General features: G+C 73.3%; 11 protein-coding genes. 6 read left to right on the top strand and 5 right to left on the bottom strand.

Annotation, left to right across the window (positions count from 1 at the left end; genetic code table 11):
- The first annotated feature begins 28 nt into the window (after positions 1–28).
- The 4 genes from ACZ6QO_RS28185 to ACZ6QO_RS28170 all read left to right on the top strand — a co-directional run bounded on the left by ACZ6QO_RS28185 (position 29) and on the right by ACZ6QO_RS28170 (position 6927).
- A complete protein-coding gene (locus tag ACZ6QO_RS28185; protein ID WP_465854804.1) occupies positions 29–550 on the top strand; it encodes an RNA polymerase sigma factor in 522 nt (173 codons plus the stop codon).
- Positions 547–1185 (top strand): hypothetical protein, encoded by a 639-nt coding sequence (locus ACZ6QO_RS28180; protein WP_465854802.1) that lies wholly within the window; start codon positions 547–549, stop codon positions 1183–1185. The genes ACZ6QO_RS28185 and ACZ6QO_RS28180 overlap by 4 nt, the downstream gene beginning before the upstream one ends.
- Before the next feature lie 29 nt (positions 1186–1214).
- Positions 1215–4253 (top strand): CHAT domain-containing protein, encoded by a 3039-nt coding sequence (locus ACZ6QO_RS28175; RefSeq protein ID WP_465854800.1) that lies wholly within the window; start codon positions 1215–1217, stop codon positions 4251–4253.
- 256 nt (positions 4254–4509) lie between these two features.
- On the top strand, positions 4510–6927 hold the full coding sequence (locus tag ACZ6QO_RS28170; protein WP_465854798.1) for a polysaccharide lyase 8 family protein: 2418 nt from the start codon (positions 4510–4512) through the stop codon (positions 6925–6927).
- Between the two features lie 180 nt (positions 6928–7107).
- On the opposite strand, the gene ACZ6QO_RS28165 is transcribed toward ACZ6QO_RS28170, so the two are convergent.
- From ACZ6QO_RS28165 to ACZ6QO_RS28155, 3 genes are all read right to left on the bottom strand, one after another.
- Entirely contained in the window at positions 7108–7911 is an 804-nt protein-coding gene (locus tag ACZ6QO_RS28165; protein WP_465854796.1) for a sulfurtransferase, read from the bottom strand.
- Positions 7912–8495: 584 nt separating this feature from the next.
- Positions 8496–9086: a DUF5998 family protein gene (locus tag ACZ6QO_RS28160; RefSeq protein ID WP_465854794.1), complete on the bottom strand. Its 591-nt coding sequence runs from the start codon at positions 9084–9086 to the stop codon at positions 8496–8498.
- A 191-nt stretch (positions 9087–9277) separates the two neighbouring features.
- Positions 9278–11989 (bottom strand): bifunctional acetate--CoA ligase family protein/GNAT family N-acetyltransferase, encoded by a 2712-nt coding sequence (locus ACZ6QO_RS28155; RefSeq protein ID WP_465854792.1) that lies wholly within the window; start codon positions 11987–11989, stop codon positions 9278–9280.
- Positions 11990–12142: 153 nt separating this feature from the next.
- On the opposite strand from ACZ6QO_RS28155, the gene ACZ6QO_RS28150 reads away from it, so the two are divergent.
- The gene (locus ACZ6QO_RS28150) at positions 12143–13036 is read left to right on the top strand and encodes a carbohydrate kinase family protein (RefSeq protein ID WP_465854790.1); all 894 of its coding nucleotides are present in this window, start codon (positions 12143–12145) and stop codon (positions 13034–13036) included.
- Between the two features lie 153 nt (positions 13037–13189).
- Here ACZ6QO_RS28150 and ACZ6QO_RS28145 read toward each other — a convergent pair whose 3' ends face one another.
- Positions 13190–15301, bottom strand: a complete 2112-nt coding sequence (locus ACZ6QO_RS28145) for a RecQ family ATP-dependent DNA helicase (RefSeq protein ID WP_465854788.1) — start codon at positions 15299–15301, stop codon at positions 13190–13192.
- Between the two features lie 313 nt (positions 15302–15614).
- Between ACZ6QO_RS28145 and ACZ6QO_RS28140 the strand changes: the two genes are divergently transcribed.
- Positions 15615–18128 (top strand): DNA gyrase/topoisomerase IV subunit A, encoded by a 2514-nt coding sequence (locus ACZ6QO_RS28140; protein ID WP_465854787.1) that lies wholly within the window; start codon positions 15615–15617, stop codon positions 18126–18128.
- Positions 18129–18227: 99 nt separating this feature from the next.
- Here the strand turns inward: ACZ6QO_RS28140 and ACZ6QO_RS28135 are convergent, their stop codons facing one another.
- Positions 18228–18602 (bottom strand): VOC family protein, encoded by a 375-nt coding sequence (locus tag ACZ6QO_RS28135; RefSeq protein WP_465854785.1) that lies wholly within the window; start codon positions 18600–18602, stop codon positions 18228–18230.
- Between the last annotated feature and the right edge of the window lie 216 nt (positions 18603–18818).

The following is an 18818-nucleotide window of genomic DNA, read 5'->3' as shown; positions in this document are numbered from 1 at the left end:
CGTTTCCCCCATCACCTGAAGTGTTCCCATGGCATTGGACCTCGACCTCCTCGACGAGACGGCCTGGCGCGACCTGGTCGCCCGCTTCGCGCACCGCATGTGGGCGGTCGCCCGCGCGTCCGGCCTCGGCCCCGCAGACGCGGGCGACGCGGTGCAGGCCGCCTGGCTCCGCCTGGTCGAAAGCCGGCACACCATCCGCGATCCCGAGCGCGTCGGCGGCTGGCTGATCACCACCACGCGGCACGAGGCGTCGCGCATCGGCCGCAGGCGGGCCGGCGACCGGCCGTCCGGGCTGCCCACCGACCTCCCGGCGCCCACGGGCGACGACCCCGCCGCGGCGTTGCTCAGCCGCGATCAGGGGCGGCGGCTGTGGACGGCGGTCGACAGCCTCCCCCGGCCGTGCCGGACCCTGGTGCGGCTGATCGTCATGGTGCCCGACGCCACCTACGCCCAGCTGTCGCGGCGGCTGGACATGCCCATCGGCAGCATCGGACCTACCCGCATCCGCTGCCTCAAGCGCCTGCGGTCCCTCATGGAGGACGAGCGATGACGGACGACGACTACCTCCTGGCCGCTCTGCGCCTCGCCGCCGGAACCGACCCCGTCCCCGCGCGGGTCGTCGCGGACGCGGAGGCCGTGTACGCCCACCTGCTTCCCACCGCCGTCATCGCCGACCTGGTCCCCGCCCACGGCGCCCCCGACGGCCCGCCCCACGAATCCGTCACAACCGGCCCACCCCACGGATCTGTCACGACCGGCCCGACCGGCGACCGGCCCCTCTCCGACGCCTCCCCGGCCAACGACACGGCAGGGTTGTTCGGCCCAGGGGTGTTCTCCGACGCGAGGCCGCCGTTCCGGCCGGCCAGGCCGCTGGCCGGGGTCCGCTCCGACGGGCACCCGGCCGAGGGAGAGCCGCGCCTGCTGCGCTTCGCCGCCGACGGGGTCACCATCGACGTGGAGATCACGGTGTGCGACTCCCACCTGGACCTCGCGGGCCAGGTGCGTCCCGCGCCGGGCAAGGGATCCCGCGTGGAGATCCGCACGCCGCACATCAGCAAGATCCGCTTCCCGACCGAGACCGGCGGTTTCGCCACCACCGGCCTGCCCCACGGATGGGTGAGCATCGTGTGCCACCGCGTCGGCGAGCCGCCGGTGGCGACCCGCTGGCAGTGCGTCCGGCCGTGAAGCCGCTCAAGGCCGGTGAGACACCCGCCGTGGACGAGGCACGAACCCGCCGGAGGGACGGCGGCGCCCCTACGGCCGCCCGAGAGGCCGGCCGGCTGGTCGCGGCGGCGCAGGAGGCCGTGGAGACCTCCGGGGTCGATCCGCTGCGGGCGCGCGAGCAGGCGCTGGCCGTCCTGGCCCGGGCGCGGGCGTACGGCTGCCGGGAGGCCGAGTCGATCGCGCACCGCGCACTCGGGCTCGCCGCCCGCGAACTCGGACACCTCAAACCCGCCGCCGACCACCTGCACCAGGCCATCACCGTGGCCGAGCACGGGTCCGGATACACGGCCGGAGATCTCTGCGAGCGAATGACCGAAGACGAAGCCCAGTACCCGGCCGAAGACGGATTCGGGGACCCAGCCGAAGACGAGGCTGCGGACCTGGCCGGAGACGGTGCTGGAGGTCTGGCCATGGGCGGGGACTCGGCCGGAGAGGCGGCAGGGAAAGCCGTTCCGGATGGGGTCGGCCGCTTGGCCGAACGGGCCGCTCAGGCGCGGATGTCGCTGGTCGCGGTCCGCGCCGATCTCGGCGACCCCGTCGGCGCGCTCCGCATCGCCGATCTCGCGGAGAGCGGGCTGAGCGGCCTCGACTCGGCCCGGCTCGGCGTCCAGCGTTCCGTCGCGCTGGTGCGCCTCGGCCGGCCCGCAGAGGCGGTGGCCCACTGCGATCGGGCCATCGAACGGCTCTCCGGCGCCGGCGACCCGCGGTTCCTGGCCGGGGCCCTGCTGAACCGCGGTCTGGCCCACACCTATCTGGAAGATTACGACGCCGCTTCTCGCGACCTGTCGGCCTGTGTGACCGTGGCGCGAGACGCTGGGCTCGATCACGTCGCCACCCTCGCCGAGGCCAACCTGCCGTTCGTGGCCACGCGGCGCGGGGACATCCCTGCGGCCTTCGCCGGCTACCATGTCGCCGAAAAGGCTCTGGCGGGCTATCCCGAACGACTCGCCGCGATGCGCGCCGACTTCGCGGGCGCCCTGCTCGCCGCCTACCTTCCCGGGGAGGCCCGCGCGCTGCTCAGGGAGGCGGTGCCCGATCTCGCCGCCACGGGGTCCCTCGTCGCCCTCGCCGAATCGCGGCTGCTGCTGGCCCAGGTCGAGCTCCTCGTCGGCGACCCTCACCAGGCGCGGGTGACGGCGGAGACCGCGGCAGGCGAACTGGCCGGACAGGGGCGTGCCGCGTGGGTGCCGCTGGCCGAGGAGGTCACCCTTCGGGCGCGCATCGCCCTCGACGGGCCGTCCCATCGGCTGGCGGAGGAGGCACGGGCGCTGGCCGCCCGGCTCGCCACGCACGGATGGCCCGCCCCCGCCGCGGCCCTCCGCCTGACCGCCGCAGAACTGACCCTCTCCACCGAACCACTCGAAATCCCAGCGAACCCCGCCAGATCCGGAACAGCACCCGAACCGACTCTCTCCGTCGCGGGCCCTCACTTGACCACCGCCGATGTCTCCGTGGGTGGATCGGCCGACGGGTGGAGCGGCGTCGGGGCATCGCAACCGCCGAGCACGGTGATGGCTGATCTGGAGCTCGTCATCGACGGACCGCCCGCGGCCGGGCGGGCGCATCGCCTCGTACGCCACCATGCTGTGGCGCTCCGGAGCACCCTGCGAGGAGACGTTCCAGGCGCGTTCTCGGCGCTTCGCGAGGGCCTGCGGGAGGCCGCCGCGGGCAGTGAGCGGCTGAGCGATCCAGGGGTCCGGGCCCACGCCCTGCGGGCCGGGGAGCGGCTCGCGGGTTTCGGTCTGTCGCTGGCGCTGCGCGACGGGCGGCCGGACACCGTCCTCGGCTGGGCCGAACATTGGCGTGCGGTCGCACGGGGACACGCCGGAGAGGACCCGTCGATCGAACGGTTGCGCGCGGCCCTCGGTGACGCCGCGCTCGTCCAACTGGTCCGGCACGACGACCTGCTCGCGGCCGTGGTCGTCACCGCGGAAGGCCGCGTGCTGCGGCGTCTCGGCTCCTACACGGCTGCCGCCGAGGCGACGATCCGGCTGAGGTACGGGCTGCGACGAGCCGGCCTGCGGGATACCGGCACCGGCCCGTGCGGGGTCATCCGGGAGTCCGAGGCGCTGGCGGCACGGCTGCTCGGACCGCTGGCCCGCGACATCGGCGACCGCCCTGTGGTGATCGTGCCGACCGGCGCGCTGCACACGCTGCCGTGGGCGACGCTGCCGCCGTTCCGTGGACGGGCGATCTGCGTGGCCGCGAGCGCCGGCGCCTGGCTGGCCGGCACGGCCCGCCGTCCGGCCGGCGACCCGCGGGTTCCGCTGGTGGCGGCCGTGGCGGGGCCAGGGCTGGAACACGCCCACGCGGAAGCCGCGATGGTCGTCCGCACCTACCAGCAGGCCACCTGCGACCGCCGACAAGCCACCTGCGACCGCCGGCAGGCCACCCACGACCGCCAACAGGTTTCCCCCGACTGTCGACGGGCCACCTATGACCACCGACAACTCCCCGCAGATGGCCGGCAGGCTGCTCGCGACCGCCAACAGGGCGTCCACGACTTCCAGCACCTCTCCTCCACCTGCGACGCCGCGACCTCTCCCTGCCGGGACGCCGCCGGAGCGGTGCGGGTTCGTGCCGGTATGGCCGATGTGCTCGGGGTGCTGGGCAGGGCCGAGATCGTGCACGTCGCGGCCCACGGGTTCTTCTCTGCGCGCAGCCCGCTGCTGTCCCGCATCGCCCTGGACGACGGTCCTCTCATGGCCTACGACCTGCTGGGACTCGGCCGGACGCCGTGGCTGGTGGTGCTGTCGGCGTGCGACGCCGGCATGGCGCACGCCCCGGTCGACGGGACCACTTTGGGACTGGCAGGCGCCTTCCTCGACCGGGGTACGGCCTGCGTGATCGCCGGGCTGGTCCCCGTGCGCGACGACGAGGCCCTGACCTTGATGACGCTCCTGCACGGTCTGCTCGCACGCGGGCACGCCCCGGCGGAGGCGCTGGCCATCGCGTCCCAGAAGACCGGCGTGCAGGGATTCGCCTGCTTCGGCGCGCTCGGCCATCCTCTCCCCCCGTACGGCGCATAGCGCGGCCCCCGCTCAGCCCGGTACAGGAGCGCGGCACCTGCTCCGGCCGGTGCAGGCGCCCGCAGTGCCCGCTTCGCCCAGTACAGGCGCGCGGGGGCGCACACTCCGCCCGGAACAGGCGCGTGGTACCCGCTTCGGTACAGGCGCTTGGCGCCCGCCTCGGTACAGGCGTGTCCGGTGCCGGGCTTCGCCGCACCACGCGTGGTTCACGGGCGAAAGAGCCGGTGGGCCGTGAGAACCGGGCCATAATCCATCCGTGAACGGGCGCAGCAGGCGATCATTCCTCCGGCTCGGCGGTGCCGTCACCTTCGGGGCGCTGGTCCCGGCGTCCGCCGCGCCCGACGGCGACGGGGCGCTCACCGGCTCGTTCGCCGGCCACTTCACCGTGCTGCGCCACCGATGGCTGAAGGTGACGGCGGGGTCGGGGTTCGACCCCGCGGCGGAGCCGTACCGCGCCCGGCTGGCGGCCCTCGGGACGACGGCGGCCCGCTACCGGGACGCCATGGCGCCGGCCGACGCGTGGTTGTGGCCCGACCAGCCGTTCCCGTCGTTCGTCGCCACTCCGGCGCGGCTTCGCACGATGGCCCGTGCGTACGCCCTGCCTGGGACCGGGCTGACCGGCGACGCCGGCCTGGCCGCCGCGGTGGCCACCGGCATCGACCACTACCGGCGGCGCGTGTACTCCGCGGACGCCGAAGAGGTGGGCAACTGGTGGCACTGGCGGATCGGCCTGCCGAAGAGGCTCCTGGACGCGGCCGTGCTGATCGGCTCGCATCTGACCGAGCCGCAGAGCCGGGCGCTGCGGGACGCCGTGGACAACTTCGTCCCCGAACGCCACCTCGCCTCCTACAGCGGCACCAGCACCGGGGCCAACCGCGTGGACCTGTGCGTCGTCATGCTGCTGCGCGCCATCCTCAGGTCCGACCCGGAGAAGGCCGCGCTGGCCGTCTCGGCCCTGTCACCGGTCTTCCCCTACGTCGATGACGGCGACGGGTTCTACCGGGACGGGTCCTTCATCCAGCACACGTCCGTCCCCTATCAGGGCGGGTACGGGGTGGCGCTGCTGACCGGCCTGGCGACGCTGTTCGCGGTGCTGCGCGGCACTCCCTGGGAGATCACCGACCCGAACCGGCAGGTCGTCCTCGACGCCGTCGAGAGGTCGTTCGCGCCGCTCGTCCACGACGGCTTCTGCATGGACATGGTGCGTGGCCGCGGCCTGGCCAGGAGGCCGTACGGCGACCATGGCAGGGGGCATGAGATCGCCTCGGCGATCCTGCTGCTGGGCGAGTCCGCCTCCGCCGCCGAGCGGGCCCGCTGGCGGGCCATGGTGAAGGGGTGGGCGCGGCGCGACACGAGCGTTCCGATGCTGGAGGCCGCCGCGGACGGCGACATCGGCTTCCACGCCCGCCTTGCCGCGATCGTGGCCGATGACACGGTCGAGGCGGCAGAGGAGCCCGCCGGGCACCGGCTGATGGCGATGAGCGCCCGCGCCGTCCACCGCGGGCCCGGCTGGTGCGCGGGCCTCAGCATGGCCTCCTCGCGCGTCGGCCACTACGAGCACGGCAACCGCGAGAACCTGCGCGGCTGGCACACCGGCTCCGGAATGCTCTACTGGTGGGCCGAGGGCCACGGCGACCAGTACTCCGACCACTTCTGGACCACCGTCGACCCCTACCGCCTGCCGGGCACGACCGTCTCGACCCGTCGGCTGGCCGACGGCGCCGGAGAGGGGTGGGGTGACACCCGCCCGCCGGGGCGCTGGGTGGGCGGCGCCACCGACGGCGTGTACGCCACCGTCGGCCAGCACCTGAACGGCATGGGAAGCACGATGGAGGCGTTCAAGTCCTGGATCTTCCTCGACGACGCGGTGGTGTGCCTGGGCGCGGGCGTCACCGCCGGCGACGGTGTTCCGGTCGAGACCATCGTCGACAACCGCCGGACCGACGCGTCCCTCACGACGGCGGGCGCGGAAGGCACGGGGGGCACGGCGGGCATGCGGGGCACGCGGGGAAGGCCGGGCACGGAGGGCTCGGAAGGCACCGCGGGCGCGGCGGGGTGGGCGCACATCGCCGGGCACGGGGGATATGTCCTGCCGGAAGGCGGCCTGCTGCGCACATCCTGCGAGCGACGCGAAAGCGACGGTCCTGGAAGCGTCACCCGCGGCTACGTCACGCTCTGGCTCGACCATGGGGTGGACCCCGTCTCGGCCGGCTACGTGTACCTGCTGCTGCCGGGCGCGAGCCTGGAGGCGACCCAGGCCCGCGCCGCCGACCCCGGCTGGGCGCGCGTGCTCGCCAACACCGACCGCGTCCAGGCCGTCCAGATCCCCTCGCTGGGGATCACCGCCGTCAACTTCTGGGACGGCGGGGCCGCGGGCGGGCTGGCCGCCTCCGCTCCGTGCGCCGTCCTCGTCAGGGAGCGCGGCGACGGTACGGCCACGGTGACCGTCGCGGACCCGCGCCGCGACCTGGACACGCTCACCGTGACCTGGGACCGGCCGGTGGCCGAGGTCCTGCGCGGGCATCCGCTCCTGGCGCGTGCGCTGCCCGGCGCGAAGCTCACGCTCACGTTCGGGCGGCTGGCCGACCGGCAGGGCTCCTCACACACGATCACCGTACGACTGGGCCGGGCGCCGCACGGACGGGCGGCGGGCCCGCACACGAACGCGCGGTGACGACCTGCGCAAGGACGCGGGCCTCGCCGTCCCCCATCTCACCGACGCGGCGCCCGGACATGACGCCCTGCGCATGATGAAATCGGGCACCGACCCGCCCCCGCACAAGGCGGGGGCGCCGGGCACACGGGGCGTGGTCGGGTGACTCTGGACCGGGTGCGGGACGGGAGCGCGGCGACGTCAGCCCTTGGCCACGGGGCGGGACGGGTCGCTCACCCAGTTGGACCAGGAGCCGACATACAGGGCGGCATGCACGCCCGCGATCTCCATCGCCAGCACCTCGTGGGCGGCCGTCACGCCGGAACCGCAGTACGCGCCGACCGGCACCTCGGGCAGGGCGCCGAAGGAGATGAAACGCTCACGCAGGAACTCCGCCGGGTGGAACCGCCCGGCCGGGTCGACGTTCTCCATGGTCGGGGCGCTGACGGCTCCGGGGATGTGCCCGGCGACCGGGTCGATCGGCTCGGTCTCGCCCCGGTAGCGCTCGGCGCCGCGGGCGTCGAGCAGCACGCCGTCCCCGGCGAGCGCGCCGGCCTGCGCGGCGTCCAGCATCGGCATGCCGCCGGGGCGCGCGGTGAAGTCGCCGGGCTCGTGGACCGGCTCCTCCTTGGTCACCGGATGGCCTTCCTCGACCCACCTGCGGTAGCCGCCGTCGAGGACGCGCACGTCAGGGTGCCCGAAGTAGCGAAGCGTCCACCAGGCGCGGGCCGCGGCGGTGGAGTCGGCCTCGTCGTAGACCACGACGCGCCGGGACCCCGAGACGCCGAGGCGCCGCATGGCCTCCTGGAAGGCGCCGGCGTCCGGCAGCGGGTGACGGCCGCCCGCGCCCGGCGGGGCGGCGAGGTCGCGGTCCAGGTCGCAGAAGACGGCTCCGGGGAGATGTCCCTCGCGGTAGGACTCGATGCCGGGCGTGCCCACCAGGCGCCACCGCACATCGAGGATCGTGGCATCGCCGAGGTCACCAGGACTGATCAACGGGCTCATCGGAATTCCGGGGCGGACGCCCGGCCCTGTCGGCCATGGGAGGTAGCCCCTTGCCTCCTGTCTCGCGCTATGGTCGGCGGTTCGGCCGCCGACGTGAACCGGTGGTCCCCCGCTCCGGAGTCGCCGGCGGGGCCGTTGAGGTCCGCCGGTCCAGCCGGTCCGCTGGTCCACGGGCACGCCGGCCCTCGCGGGCCGGCGGTCCGGAAGGCTCTCGCCGAGCCGGGTGGAACCGGCCCGCCGGTGGTCACCGGCCGTCTCCGGAGTCAACCACGCCGGGCACCGGCCACACCAGGCGATCCGCGTGCCGTCTGTGGCACCCCTATGCGCCGCGCACCGTGCTCCGCCCGGTGGAGAGCCGCGTCCTGATGAGGACGGCCGTCCCCGGCCGGGCGGTCACGCGACGCGGTCACGCACTCGCCATGTCACCCGAGCTGTCGGCCGATCACGTCAGCCGGCGCCCCGATCTTGTCACTCGATCATGCCAGCCCGCGCCCGGTCGCGGCGGACGCCGTGCCGGGCCCAGGCCCGCAGGTCCTGTCGAAGGCCCTACCGGCGCCCGCCGGCGCCCACCGACGCCGAAGTCGTCAGCTCGCCGAGCGAGCGGTCGCCTCGGAGAGGGCCTTGGCGAAGGCCAGGACGTTGCTGACGGCCTCCGGCCCGTCGGCGGCCTCGCTGACGCGCAGCGACAGGTCGTCGGCGGTGATGGCGCCGGTGTAGCCGTGGTCGGCCTCGCAGTTCTCGTCCCCGCAGGTGGCCGGTTCGAGATCGACGTGGGAGATCGCCCCCCAGCCGATGGTGAGCGTCACCTCGGTGGGCGGAACCCCAGGCACGTACGCCGCGGGGTCGGGAACCACCCGGGTGACCGCCACCGACTGGACGCGGCTCAGCCGGACCGCCTCTGTGGTCGTGGACGCGTGAGAGGTGGGCATGCCATCGGCGGGCGGGTGCTCGTCGGTGTGGCACACCAGGAGCCGGGTCGGTGAGAGGATCACGACGGTGACGTGCCTGCGGACCTCCATCGCAGGGTCGAAAGTGGCCTCATGGTGGACGACGAACGCCGTCACCTGCTCCTTACCCAGCGCGGATTCCGCCGCGTCGGCCACGAGATCGGGGTAGTAGCCGCTGCGTTCGATAGCCTCGCGCAAACCAGCGGCCGAGACTCGGGTTTCCCTCATGGGTCCATCCTGCCCTGTCTCGGCGCGGTGTTTCACCTCACGGGCGTCCACCTTGGTCCAGTACGCCCTGAGATGACCCACGCCGGTTCACCGTCCCTGCGGCCATTCGCCACTTCCACCACAACAGACGCATCGCGTCACGTTCGCGCAGAGCGTTGTACGCCTACGGCGAGCGGCCTCGCCTGGACCCGTCACGACAGCCGCCGGGGGCCTCGGTCGGGGCGCGGGCCGACGCTGCCGCGCAGCAGGGCGCGGGCGCCTAGCACGCTCACCCCCGACTCCCCCACCAGCACCGGATCGAGGACGAGCCGCGCCACCTCGGGCAGCTCGTCGGCCAGCCGGCCCACCCGGATCAGCAGGTCCTCCAGGGCGCCGACCGCCACGGGCGGGTACCCGTACCGTCCGAAAAGCAGCGGAGCGGCACGGACGGACCGCACCAGCGCGGCGGCGTCCTCCCCGGTGAGCGGAGCGAGCCGGAACGCCTCGTCGCCGAGCAGCCGAGCCGTGATGTCGCCGAGCCCGAAGGACACCACCGCGCCGAAGTCCGGATCGTCCACGGCCCGGACCACGGTCGCCACGGCCGGCTGGGAAGCCATCCGCTGCACCGACAACGTCACCTCAGAGCCGAGCCGCCCGGCGAGGTCGTCGTACGCCCGCCGCACGCCGCCGGGGTCGGACAGGCCGAGACGCACGGTGCCCGCCCGGTGGGACGTCTCGGGGTCGGCGGCCCGCACGACGACCGGCCAGCCCAGTCGTTCCGCCGCCGCGACGGCCTCCTCGGGCGAGGAGACCACCTCCGACGGCCACACGGGAACCCCGTAGCAGGCGAGCAGCTCGCCGGCGTCGACCTCCGTCGCCGCCGCGGCCGGGGACACCTCGGGCGGACCCTGGCCGACCCCGTCGACGTCGATACCGTCGATCTCCCCGTCAGGCGCGGGCGCCCGCGCGACGAGCACGCGTTCCACCGCGGCCCTGGCCGCCGGGGTGTCCACGTCCCGCAGGTCCGGAGGCGTGCCGGGCGGGATCTTGCGCCAGAGGGCGTGGCGGACCACGTGGGCCAGGGCCCGGACGGCCTCCTCCGCGGCCGGGTAGGAGGGGATGGACCCCTTGCCCGGGTCCCCGCACTCCCCTGGGACGCGAAGCTCGTCCGGCATGCCCATGCGGCCCTCGAAGGTCGCCACGAGCGGCTTGCCGGTCTCCTTCGCCACCCGCACCAGCTCGGCCGCGACCTCGGCGGCGTTGCCCGGGACGGGCGGCATGTAGATCGCCACGATGGCGTCCGCCCGGCCGTCCAGGTCAGCCAGCGCCTTGCGGTAGTCGCGCGCTCCGGCGCGGGCGCCCAGGTTGGCGGGAGGGCACGGCTCCAGCCCGGCGGCCACGCACGCGTCCACGGCCAGCAGCGCCATCGCGTCGGAGTTGCTGACGACGCCGACCCTCGGCCCCGCGGGCAGCGGCTGGTGGGCCAGCAGCTGCGCCACGTCGAAGAGCTGGGTGAGGTCGTCCACCCGGATCACTCCGGCCTGCTCGAACAGCGCGCTCAGCGCGGTGTCCGGCAGGCCGAGCACGGGCGCCGCGTGCCCGACCGGCACGCCCTGGGTGACGCCGCCGCTCTTCACGACGACGATCGGCTTCTCCCTGGACGTGCGCCGCGCCAGCCGCGCGAACTTGCGCGGGTTTCCGAGCGACTCCAGGTAGAGGAGGATCACGTCGGTGGCCGGGTCCTTCTCCCAGTACTGCAGCAGGTCGTTGCCCGACACGTCGGCCCGGTTCCCGGCGGACACGAACGTCGAGATGCCCATGCCCCGCTGCGCGACCCTCTGGAGCAGCGCGGTGCCGAGCGCGCCGGACTGGCTGAAGAATCCCACCCGGCCCCTGCCGGGCAGGTGGGCGGCCAGCGTGGCGTTCAGGCGGACCTTCGGGTCGGTGTTGGCGATGCCGAGGCAGTTGGGCCCGACCACGCGCAACCCGTACGCGCGGGCGATGCGCACCAGTTCGTCCTGCCGGGCGCGGCCCTCGGCCCCCGTCTCCCCGAAGCCGGAGGACACGACCACCAGGCCCTTCACGCCCTTCTCCGCGCACTCCTCGACCACGTCGAGCACCGCGTCGGCGGGCACGGCGACCACGGCCAGGTCCACGTCACCGTCGATGGCCGAGACGCTCTTGTACGCCCGGACGCCGGCCACCGCGCGCACCTCGCGGTGCACCGGGTACACCGGCCCGTTGAAGTCGGCGCCGAGGAGGTTGCGCAGCACGGTCTGGCCGATGCCGCCCGCCTCGCGGCCCGCGCCGACCACGACGACCGATGTGGGAGTGAGCAGCCGTTCGATCGAACGGGCCTCCGCCCGGTGCTCGCGCGCCATCGTGACCTCGCGAGAGGTCTCCGTGGTCGCCAAATCCAGGGTCATCCGCACGACGCCGTCCTCGAACTGGCTCTGCGCGGTGTACCCGGCGTGGCGGAAGAACGCCATCATGCGGGTGTTGGCGGGCAGGACGTCGGCGATGAAGGTCCTGATCCCGCGTTCGCGCGCCGCCGCGCGCAGGTGCTCCATGAGCACCGAGGCGACGCCCCGGCCCTGGTGGGCGTCCTCCACGAGGAACGCCACCTCGGCCGTGTCCTGCTGGTCGAGCCGGTCGAAGCGGACGACCGCCACCATCTCGGTGCCGAGCGTCGCGATCAGCGCCACCCGGTTCACGTAGTCGACGTTGGTGAACCAGGCCACCTCGCGGTCCGACAGGCGCGGGCGCGGGCCGAAGAAGCGGAAATAGATGGACTGTTCCGACAGCCGGGAGTAGAACGCCCGGAGGATGTCGGCGTCCTCGGGCCGGATGGGGCGCACGTGCACGGTGCCCCCGTCTGCGAGCACGACGTCTGCTTCCAGGTGGGCCGGGTAGTGAGGTTCCACATTGATGAGGGTAAGCGGCCCTCTGTCCGATTCGTTGGACAACGCTTGTGCATCGACTGTGCACGGGTGTCCGCTCTATGCCCCACGCCCCGGCTTGAAGCTGTTAGGTTTTCTGTCAGCAGCCTCCTGTAGTGCCAGCAAGGTGGTGACATCATGACCCGGGTTGTCGTGGTGGGCGATCTGATGACCGATGCGGTCGCACGCGCCCGCTACCCTCTCGCCAGGGCAAGCGACACTCCCGCCGTCGTCACGATGCACGGTGGCGGCTCCGGGGCGAACATCGCTTCCTGGCTCGCCGTCGAGGGCGCCGAAGTCGCCTTCGTCGGCCGTCGCGGCGCCGACATCACCGGCCGCAACCGTGACATGGAGCTCATGGGGTACGGCGTCGACGCCCGCCTTGTCATGGATCCTGAGCGGCCGACCGGCACGTGCGTCGTGCTGGTCACCCACAAGGGCGAGCGCACCCTGCTGTCCGACCCGGGGGCGAACGCCGCCCTCTCGCCCGAAGACCTGCCCCGTGACCTGTTCGTCCAGGGCGGTCACCTGCACGTCTCCGGTTACACGCTGCTCAATGACGGCTCGCGTGACGCCGGGCTGGCCGCGCTCGACCACGCGCGCCGTGCCGGGATGTCGATCTCGGTCGACTGCGCCTCCGCGGCCCCGCTCGAGCGCACCGGCGCCGAGCCGTTCCTCGAGTGGACCCACAGCGCCAAGCTGCTGTTCGCCAACGACGCCCAGGCCAAGGTGCTCACCGGCCGTGACGACCCGGCCTCGGCCGCCAAGGTGCTCACCGCCTGGTTCCCGCAGGTCGTGATCAAGCTCGGCGCCGAAGGCTCCTTGTGGTACACCAACAACCGGGCCGAGCCCGTGCGCGCGCCCGCCGACCACATCGAGCGGTCCGTCGACGGCACCGGCGCGGGTGACGCGTTCACCGCGGGCTTCCTGCAGCCGTGGCTCGAAGGCAAGCAGCCGGCCGACGCCCTGGCCGCCGGCAACGCCCTCGCCGCCAAGGCCATCACCAACCTCGGCGCCCGCCCCCGCCTGTAACCCCTCCGCCCCCGTTCACACCCGGGCACGGCGCCCCCTCTCCTCTCCTCAGCGAGAAGGAAGCGCCCGCCCGTCTGTAACCTCTTCACCCCCTGTCCCACGCGGGCACGGGGTGCCACCACCTCCTGCGCGACCGGGTCGCCGGGACGCCTGTCATGACGTGGTGGCGAGGGCCAGGGGGAGGACGGCGGGGGCGCCGGAGCGGCGCAGGAGGGCGGCCGCGATGGTCATGGTCCAGCCGGTGTCGATGCGATCGTCCACAAGGAGCACCGGACCGCCGGACAGGTCGGCGTCCGGGGGCGCCAGCGTGGCCTGGAGCGCGCGCACTCGCTGAGCGCTGTTGTGCTGACGCCCCGGAGGGCCGTGCCGGTAGGTCAGGGAGCCGAGGTGGCGCAGCCGGCCGATGGCGGCCAGCCGCTCTGCCAGGGTGGAGATCAGCACCGGCCGGGTCACCGACGGCACGGAGACCACCGACACCGGCCGCTCGGCCCAGCCCCAGGCGGTCAGCACCGCGACCACCGCGTCGAACACCTCGTCGGGCACCGGGCCGTCGGGAGCCCCTTCGGCCAGCAGCCGCCGCAGGACGTTGCCCCAGCCGATGTCGGTGAGCCGGCCGAGGGCACGCCCCGGCTCCGCCGCCACATCGGGACGGATGCGGCCGGACAGGCCGAGCTCTTTGAGGCCGGTGGGCCACTGACGTCGCGGTTCGACATCCACCCCCGGACGGTGGAGCCGTTCGCGGGCCTGGTGCAGCGCGGCGGAGGCGATCTCCACCGGGCGGTGCGCCCCCGTGCAGTTGTCGCAGCGACCGCAGGGACGCGCGGTGTCGTCATCCAGGTGGCCTCTGAGGTAGGCCTCTCGGCACTCGGTGGTGGAGATGTAGCCGAGCATGGCCCGCTGCTCGGCCGCACGCTCGGCGGCGACCCGGGCGTATCGGTCGGTGTCGTACGCCCATCGCAGGCCGGTGGCCTGCCAGCCGCCCTTCACCCGTTTGACGGCGCCGTCCACGTCGAGGACCTTGAGCATCATCTCCAGCCGGTTGCGGCTCAGGTCGACCCTGGTCTCCAGCGCGGCCGTGGACATCGTGCCCTGCTCGGCCAGGGTGTCGAGGGTGGCTCGCACGACCGGCTCGGGCGGGAACGCCAGCGAGGCGAAATAGGCCCAGATATCGCGATCTTCCGGCCCGGGGAGAAGGATCACCTCGGCGCGCTCGACACCGCGCCCGGCCCGGCCCACCTGCTGGTAGTACGCCACGGGCGAGGCGGGGGCGCCGACATGGATCACGAAGCCGAGATCGGGCTTGTCGAACCCCATGCCGAGAGCCGAGGTGGCGACCAGGGCCTTCAGCTCATTGGCGAGGAGCGCCCGCTCGGCGGCCAGGCGCTCGGCAGGGTCGGTCTGGCCGGAGTACGCCGCGACCTCGTGCCCCTGGTCGCGGAGGTAGGCGGCGATCTCTTGGGTGGCCGCCACGGTGAGCGTGTAGATGATGCCTGAGCCCGGCAGCTCGCGCAGCGTCTCGGCCAGCCAGGCCAGCCGCTGTTCGGCCGTGCCCAGCCGGACGACGCCGAGATGAAGGCTGTCGCGTTCGAGCGGCCCGCGCAACACCAGCGTGTCGCCCGCCGGAGCTGCGGCGGCACCACCCTGAGGGACGGGAGTGAGCTGCTCGGCGATGTCTCGGGTGACCCGCGCGTTGGCGGTCGCGGTGGTGGCCAGCACCGGCACGCCGGGCGGCAGATCGGCCAGCAAGGTGCGCAGCCGGCGGTAGTCGGGGCGGAAGTCATGACCCCAGTCGGAAATGCAGTGGGCTTCGTCCACGACGACGAGACCGGCGCCCGCGGCCAGCTTCGGCAGGATCAGATCACGGAAGTCGGGGTTGTTCAGCCGCTCGGGACTCACCAGCAGCACGTCGATCTCACCCCGCTCGACCTCGGCGTGGACGGTGTCCCACTCGTCGACGTTCGCGGAGTTGATCGTGGCCGCGTGGACGCCCGCGCGCTCGGCGGCGGCGATCTGGTTGCGCATCAGGGCCAGCAGCGGCGAGACGATGACCGTGGGGCCCGCTCCCCGGGTGCGCAGCAGGGCGGTGGCGATGAAGTAGACCGCCGACTTGCCCCACCCGGTGCGCTGCACCACCAGCGCGCGCCGCCGGTCGACCACCAGGGCCCGGATGGCGGACCACTGGTCGTCGCGAAGAACGGCATGGTCGCCCGCGAGGGCGCGCAGCTTGCGCTCGGCCTCGGCCCGGAGGCCGCTTTCGTCAACCATGGCTCCTTGCTACCAGGTCCGGGCGACGTTTTCGGCCGTCAACGCCAACCTGTGGACAACGAACGAACCCGGGACCCGCCGCCCGCGAGGCTAGACGAGCCACCGCACAAGGGCGCCGGCCCCCGCCGCACCACCCCTCGCCGACGCGGCGCCCTCCATCAACACGCCACTGGCGGAAGGTCCCCTGGCCGGGGCCCGCCATATCGCGTCCGCCGCAGCGGCCGGACGGGCGCACACGGCGCGAGGGGAAGGGGGAGGGGGTAAAAGGGGTTCGTGGCGCGGAGTGGTTCGGAGCTTCGGCACAATGTTCGATATGGCCCGACGGACTACCACACCCCCGCAAGACGAGGACTTCGAGGAGCGGATCGTCGACGTCGACGTTTCGACCGAGATGCGCACCAGCTTCCTGGAGTACGCCTACTCCGTGATCTACCAGCGCGCGCTTCCTGACGCGCGCGACGGTCTCAAGCCGGTTCAGCGCCGCATCCTCTACTCGATGAGCGAGATGGGCCTGCGCCCCGACCGGGGACACGTCAAGTCCTCCCGCGTCGTGGGCGACGTGATGGGCAAGCTCCACCCGCACGGCGACACCGCGATCTACGACGCCCTCGTCCGCATGGCGCAGCCGTTCTCCATGCGGCTCCCGCTGGTCGACGGCCACGGCAACTTCGGCTCTCCCGACGACCTGCCCGCCGCCATGCGGTACACCGAGGCGCGGCTCGCCCCGGCGGCCATGCTCATGGTGCAGTCGATCGACGAGGACGTCGTCGACTTCAAGCCCAACTACGACGGCCAGGAGACCGAGCCCACGGTCCTGCCGAGCGCCTTCCCGAACCTGCTGGTGAACGGCGCCACGGGCATCGCGGTCGGCATGGCGACCAACATGGCCCCGCACAACCTCGTCGAGGTCATCGCCGCCGCCCGTCACCTGATCAAGAGGCCGGACGCCACGCTTGACGAGCTGATGCGGTTCGTGCCGGGCCCTGACCTGCCGACCGGCGGCTCGATCATCGGCCTCGCGGGCATCAGGGACGCCTACGAGACCGGCCGTGGCACCTTCCGCATGCGGGCGAAGGCGACCATCGAGCAGGTCACGCCGCGGCGCAAGGGCATCGTCGTCACCGAGCTGCCCTTCAACGTCGGTCCCGAACGGGTCATCACCAAGATCAAGGAGCTGGTGACCTCCAAGCGGCTGTCCGGCATCTCCGACCTGAAGGACCTCACCGACCGGCACAAGGGCCTGCGCCTGGTCATCGAGGTCAAGAACGGCTTCCACCCGGAGGCCGTGCTCGCCGAGCTCTACCGCCTGACTCCGATGGAGGAGACGTTCGGCATCAACAACGTGGCGCTGGTCGACGGCCAGCCCCGCACCCTCGGCCTGAAAGAGCTTCTGCAGGTCTACGTCGACCACCGCATCGACGTGGTGCGCCGCCGCTCCACCCACCGGCGGCGCAAGCGCGAAGACCGCCTGCACCTGGTCGACGGCCTCATCGTCGCCCTGCTCAACATCGACGAGGTCATCCAGGTCATCCGCTCCTCCGAGGACTCCGCCGAGGCGCGCACGCGGCTCATGCAGATCTTCGAGCTGTCGGAGACCCAGGCGAACTACATCCTCGACACGCCGCTGCGCCGCCTCACCCGGTACGACAAGCTGGAGCTCGACCGCGAACGGCAGACCCTGCAGGACGAGATCGCCGAGCTGACCGCCATCCTGTCCTCCGAGGACCGCCTGCGCCGCGTCGTGTCCGACGAGCTGGCCGGGGTGTCCAAGACGTACGGCACGCCCCGCCGCACCGTCCTGCTGGAGGGCGGGGTGGTCACCACCCCGGGCGCCATCCCGCTGGAGGTCGCCGACGACCCGTGCATGGTGCTGCTGTCCTCGACGGGCCTGCTGGCCCGCACCTCGGACGCCTCGCCGCTCGGTTCCGGCGACGAACGTTCGGCCCATGACGTGCTGGTCTCAGTGGTGCGTTCCACCGTGCGGGGCGAGGTGGGCGTGGTGACCTCGGCCGGGCGTCTGATCAGGGTGTCGGTGGTCGATCTGCCGACGTTGCCGCCGTCGGCCAGCCCGCCGTCCCTGTCGGGCGGCCACCCGGTCAGCGAGTACGTCACGCTGACCCCCGGCGAACTGGTCGTCGGCCTCGGCTCGCTCGACCCCGAGGGCGCCGGGCTCGCGCTCGGCACCGCGCAGGGCATGGTGAAGCGCGTCGTGCCCGACTATCCGGCCAACCGCAACGACTTCGAGGTCATCGGGCTCAAGCCCGGCGACAGCGTGGTCGGCGCCGTCGAGCTGACGTCCGAGGACCACGACCTGGTGTTCATCACCTCGGACGCGCAGTTGCTGCGCTACTCCGCCTCGGCGGTGCGCCCGCAGGGGCGTCCGGCCGGCGGCATGACCGGCATCCGGCTGGACGGCGGCGCGAAGGTCATCTGGTTCGGCGCCGTCGACCCGGCCCGGGAAGCCCGGGTCGTGACCGTCGCGGGGTCGGCCACCGCGCTTCCGGGCACCGAACCCGGAGGCGCGAAGGTCTCCGACTACGCCGAATATCCGCCCAAGGGACGGGCCACGGGCGGTGTGCGGGCCCAGCGGTTCCTCAAGGGCGAGGACGCGCTCATCCTCGCGTGGGCGGGCCCGGCGCCGATCAAGGCCGTGTCGTCCACGGGCAAGCCGGTCGAGCTCCCCGGCGAGCTTGGCCGCCGCGACGGCTCGGGCGTCCGCCTGACCGCGCCGGTCTCGGCGATCGGCGGAGCCCTGGGCAGCGTGCCCGAGGGCGCCACGGACGCGTTCGCCCAGCAGGGGGCCTCGGGCGACGCCGACGCTCAGTGAGGCTCGGCGAGCCGGCCGAGGAGCCCGTGACCACGCCTGTCCGCGGACGGGGTCGCGGCGCCCTCGGCCGGGCACGCCGCCAGGGGGCGTCCGGGCGCGTCAGTGGGCGTCGCAGAGGCAGAACGGGTGGCCCGCGGGGTCGAGGAAGACGGTGAAGTCGTCGTCGGGCTCGCCGGGCTGGTACGGGTGCCTGACGGCGCCGAGCGCGAGAACCTCCTGCTCGGCCTCCTTGCGGTCGTCGACCGTGAAGTCCAGGTGCAGCTGCTGCGGGTGTTCCGCGCTGGGCCAGTTGGGCGGCTGGTAGTCGGCCGCCCGCTGGAACGACAGCCTGATCTGGCCGCCGTCGCTGAGGTTGACCCATTCGTCGTCCTCGTCGGTGACCTTCCAGCCGATCACGGCCGAGTAGAACTCGGCCAGCGCCTTCGGATCGGGACAGTCCAGGACGATGTTCCGCATGCGTGCGATCGCCGCCATCGACACTCCTCTTCCTTCCGCCGTTCTCGACACCGTTGATCACCCTGCGGTGGTGTCGCCCGGCGCGGGTATGCTTCGCGGGCCGGGGGGGGGGGGGGGGGGGGGGGGGGGGGGGGGGGGGAGGGAGGGGAGGGGGGGGGGGGGGGAGAGGGGGGGGGGGGGGGGGGGGGGGGGGGGGGGGGGAGGGGGGGGAAGGGAGGGGGGGGCGGGGTCGAT

It is taken from the genome of Sphaerisporangium sp. NPDC049457 (genome assembly GCF_055586705.1).
This window is presented reverse-complemented; position numbering and strand designations above follow the sequence as displayed.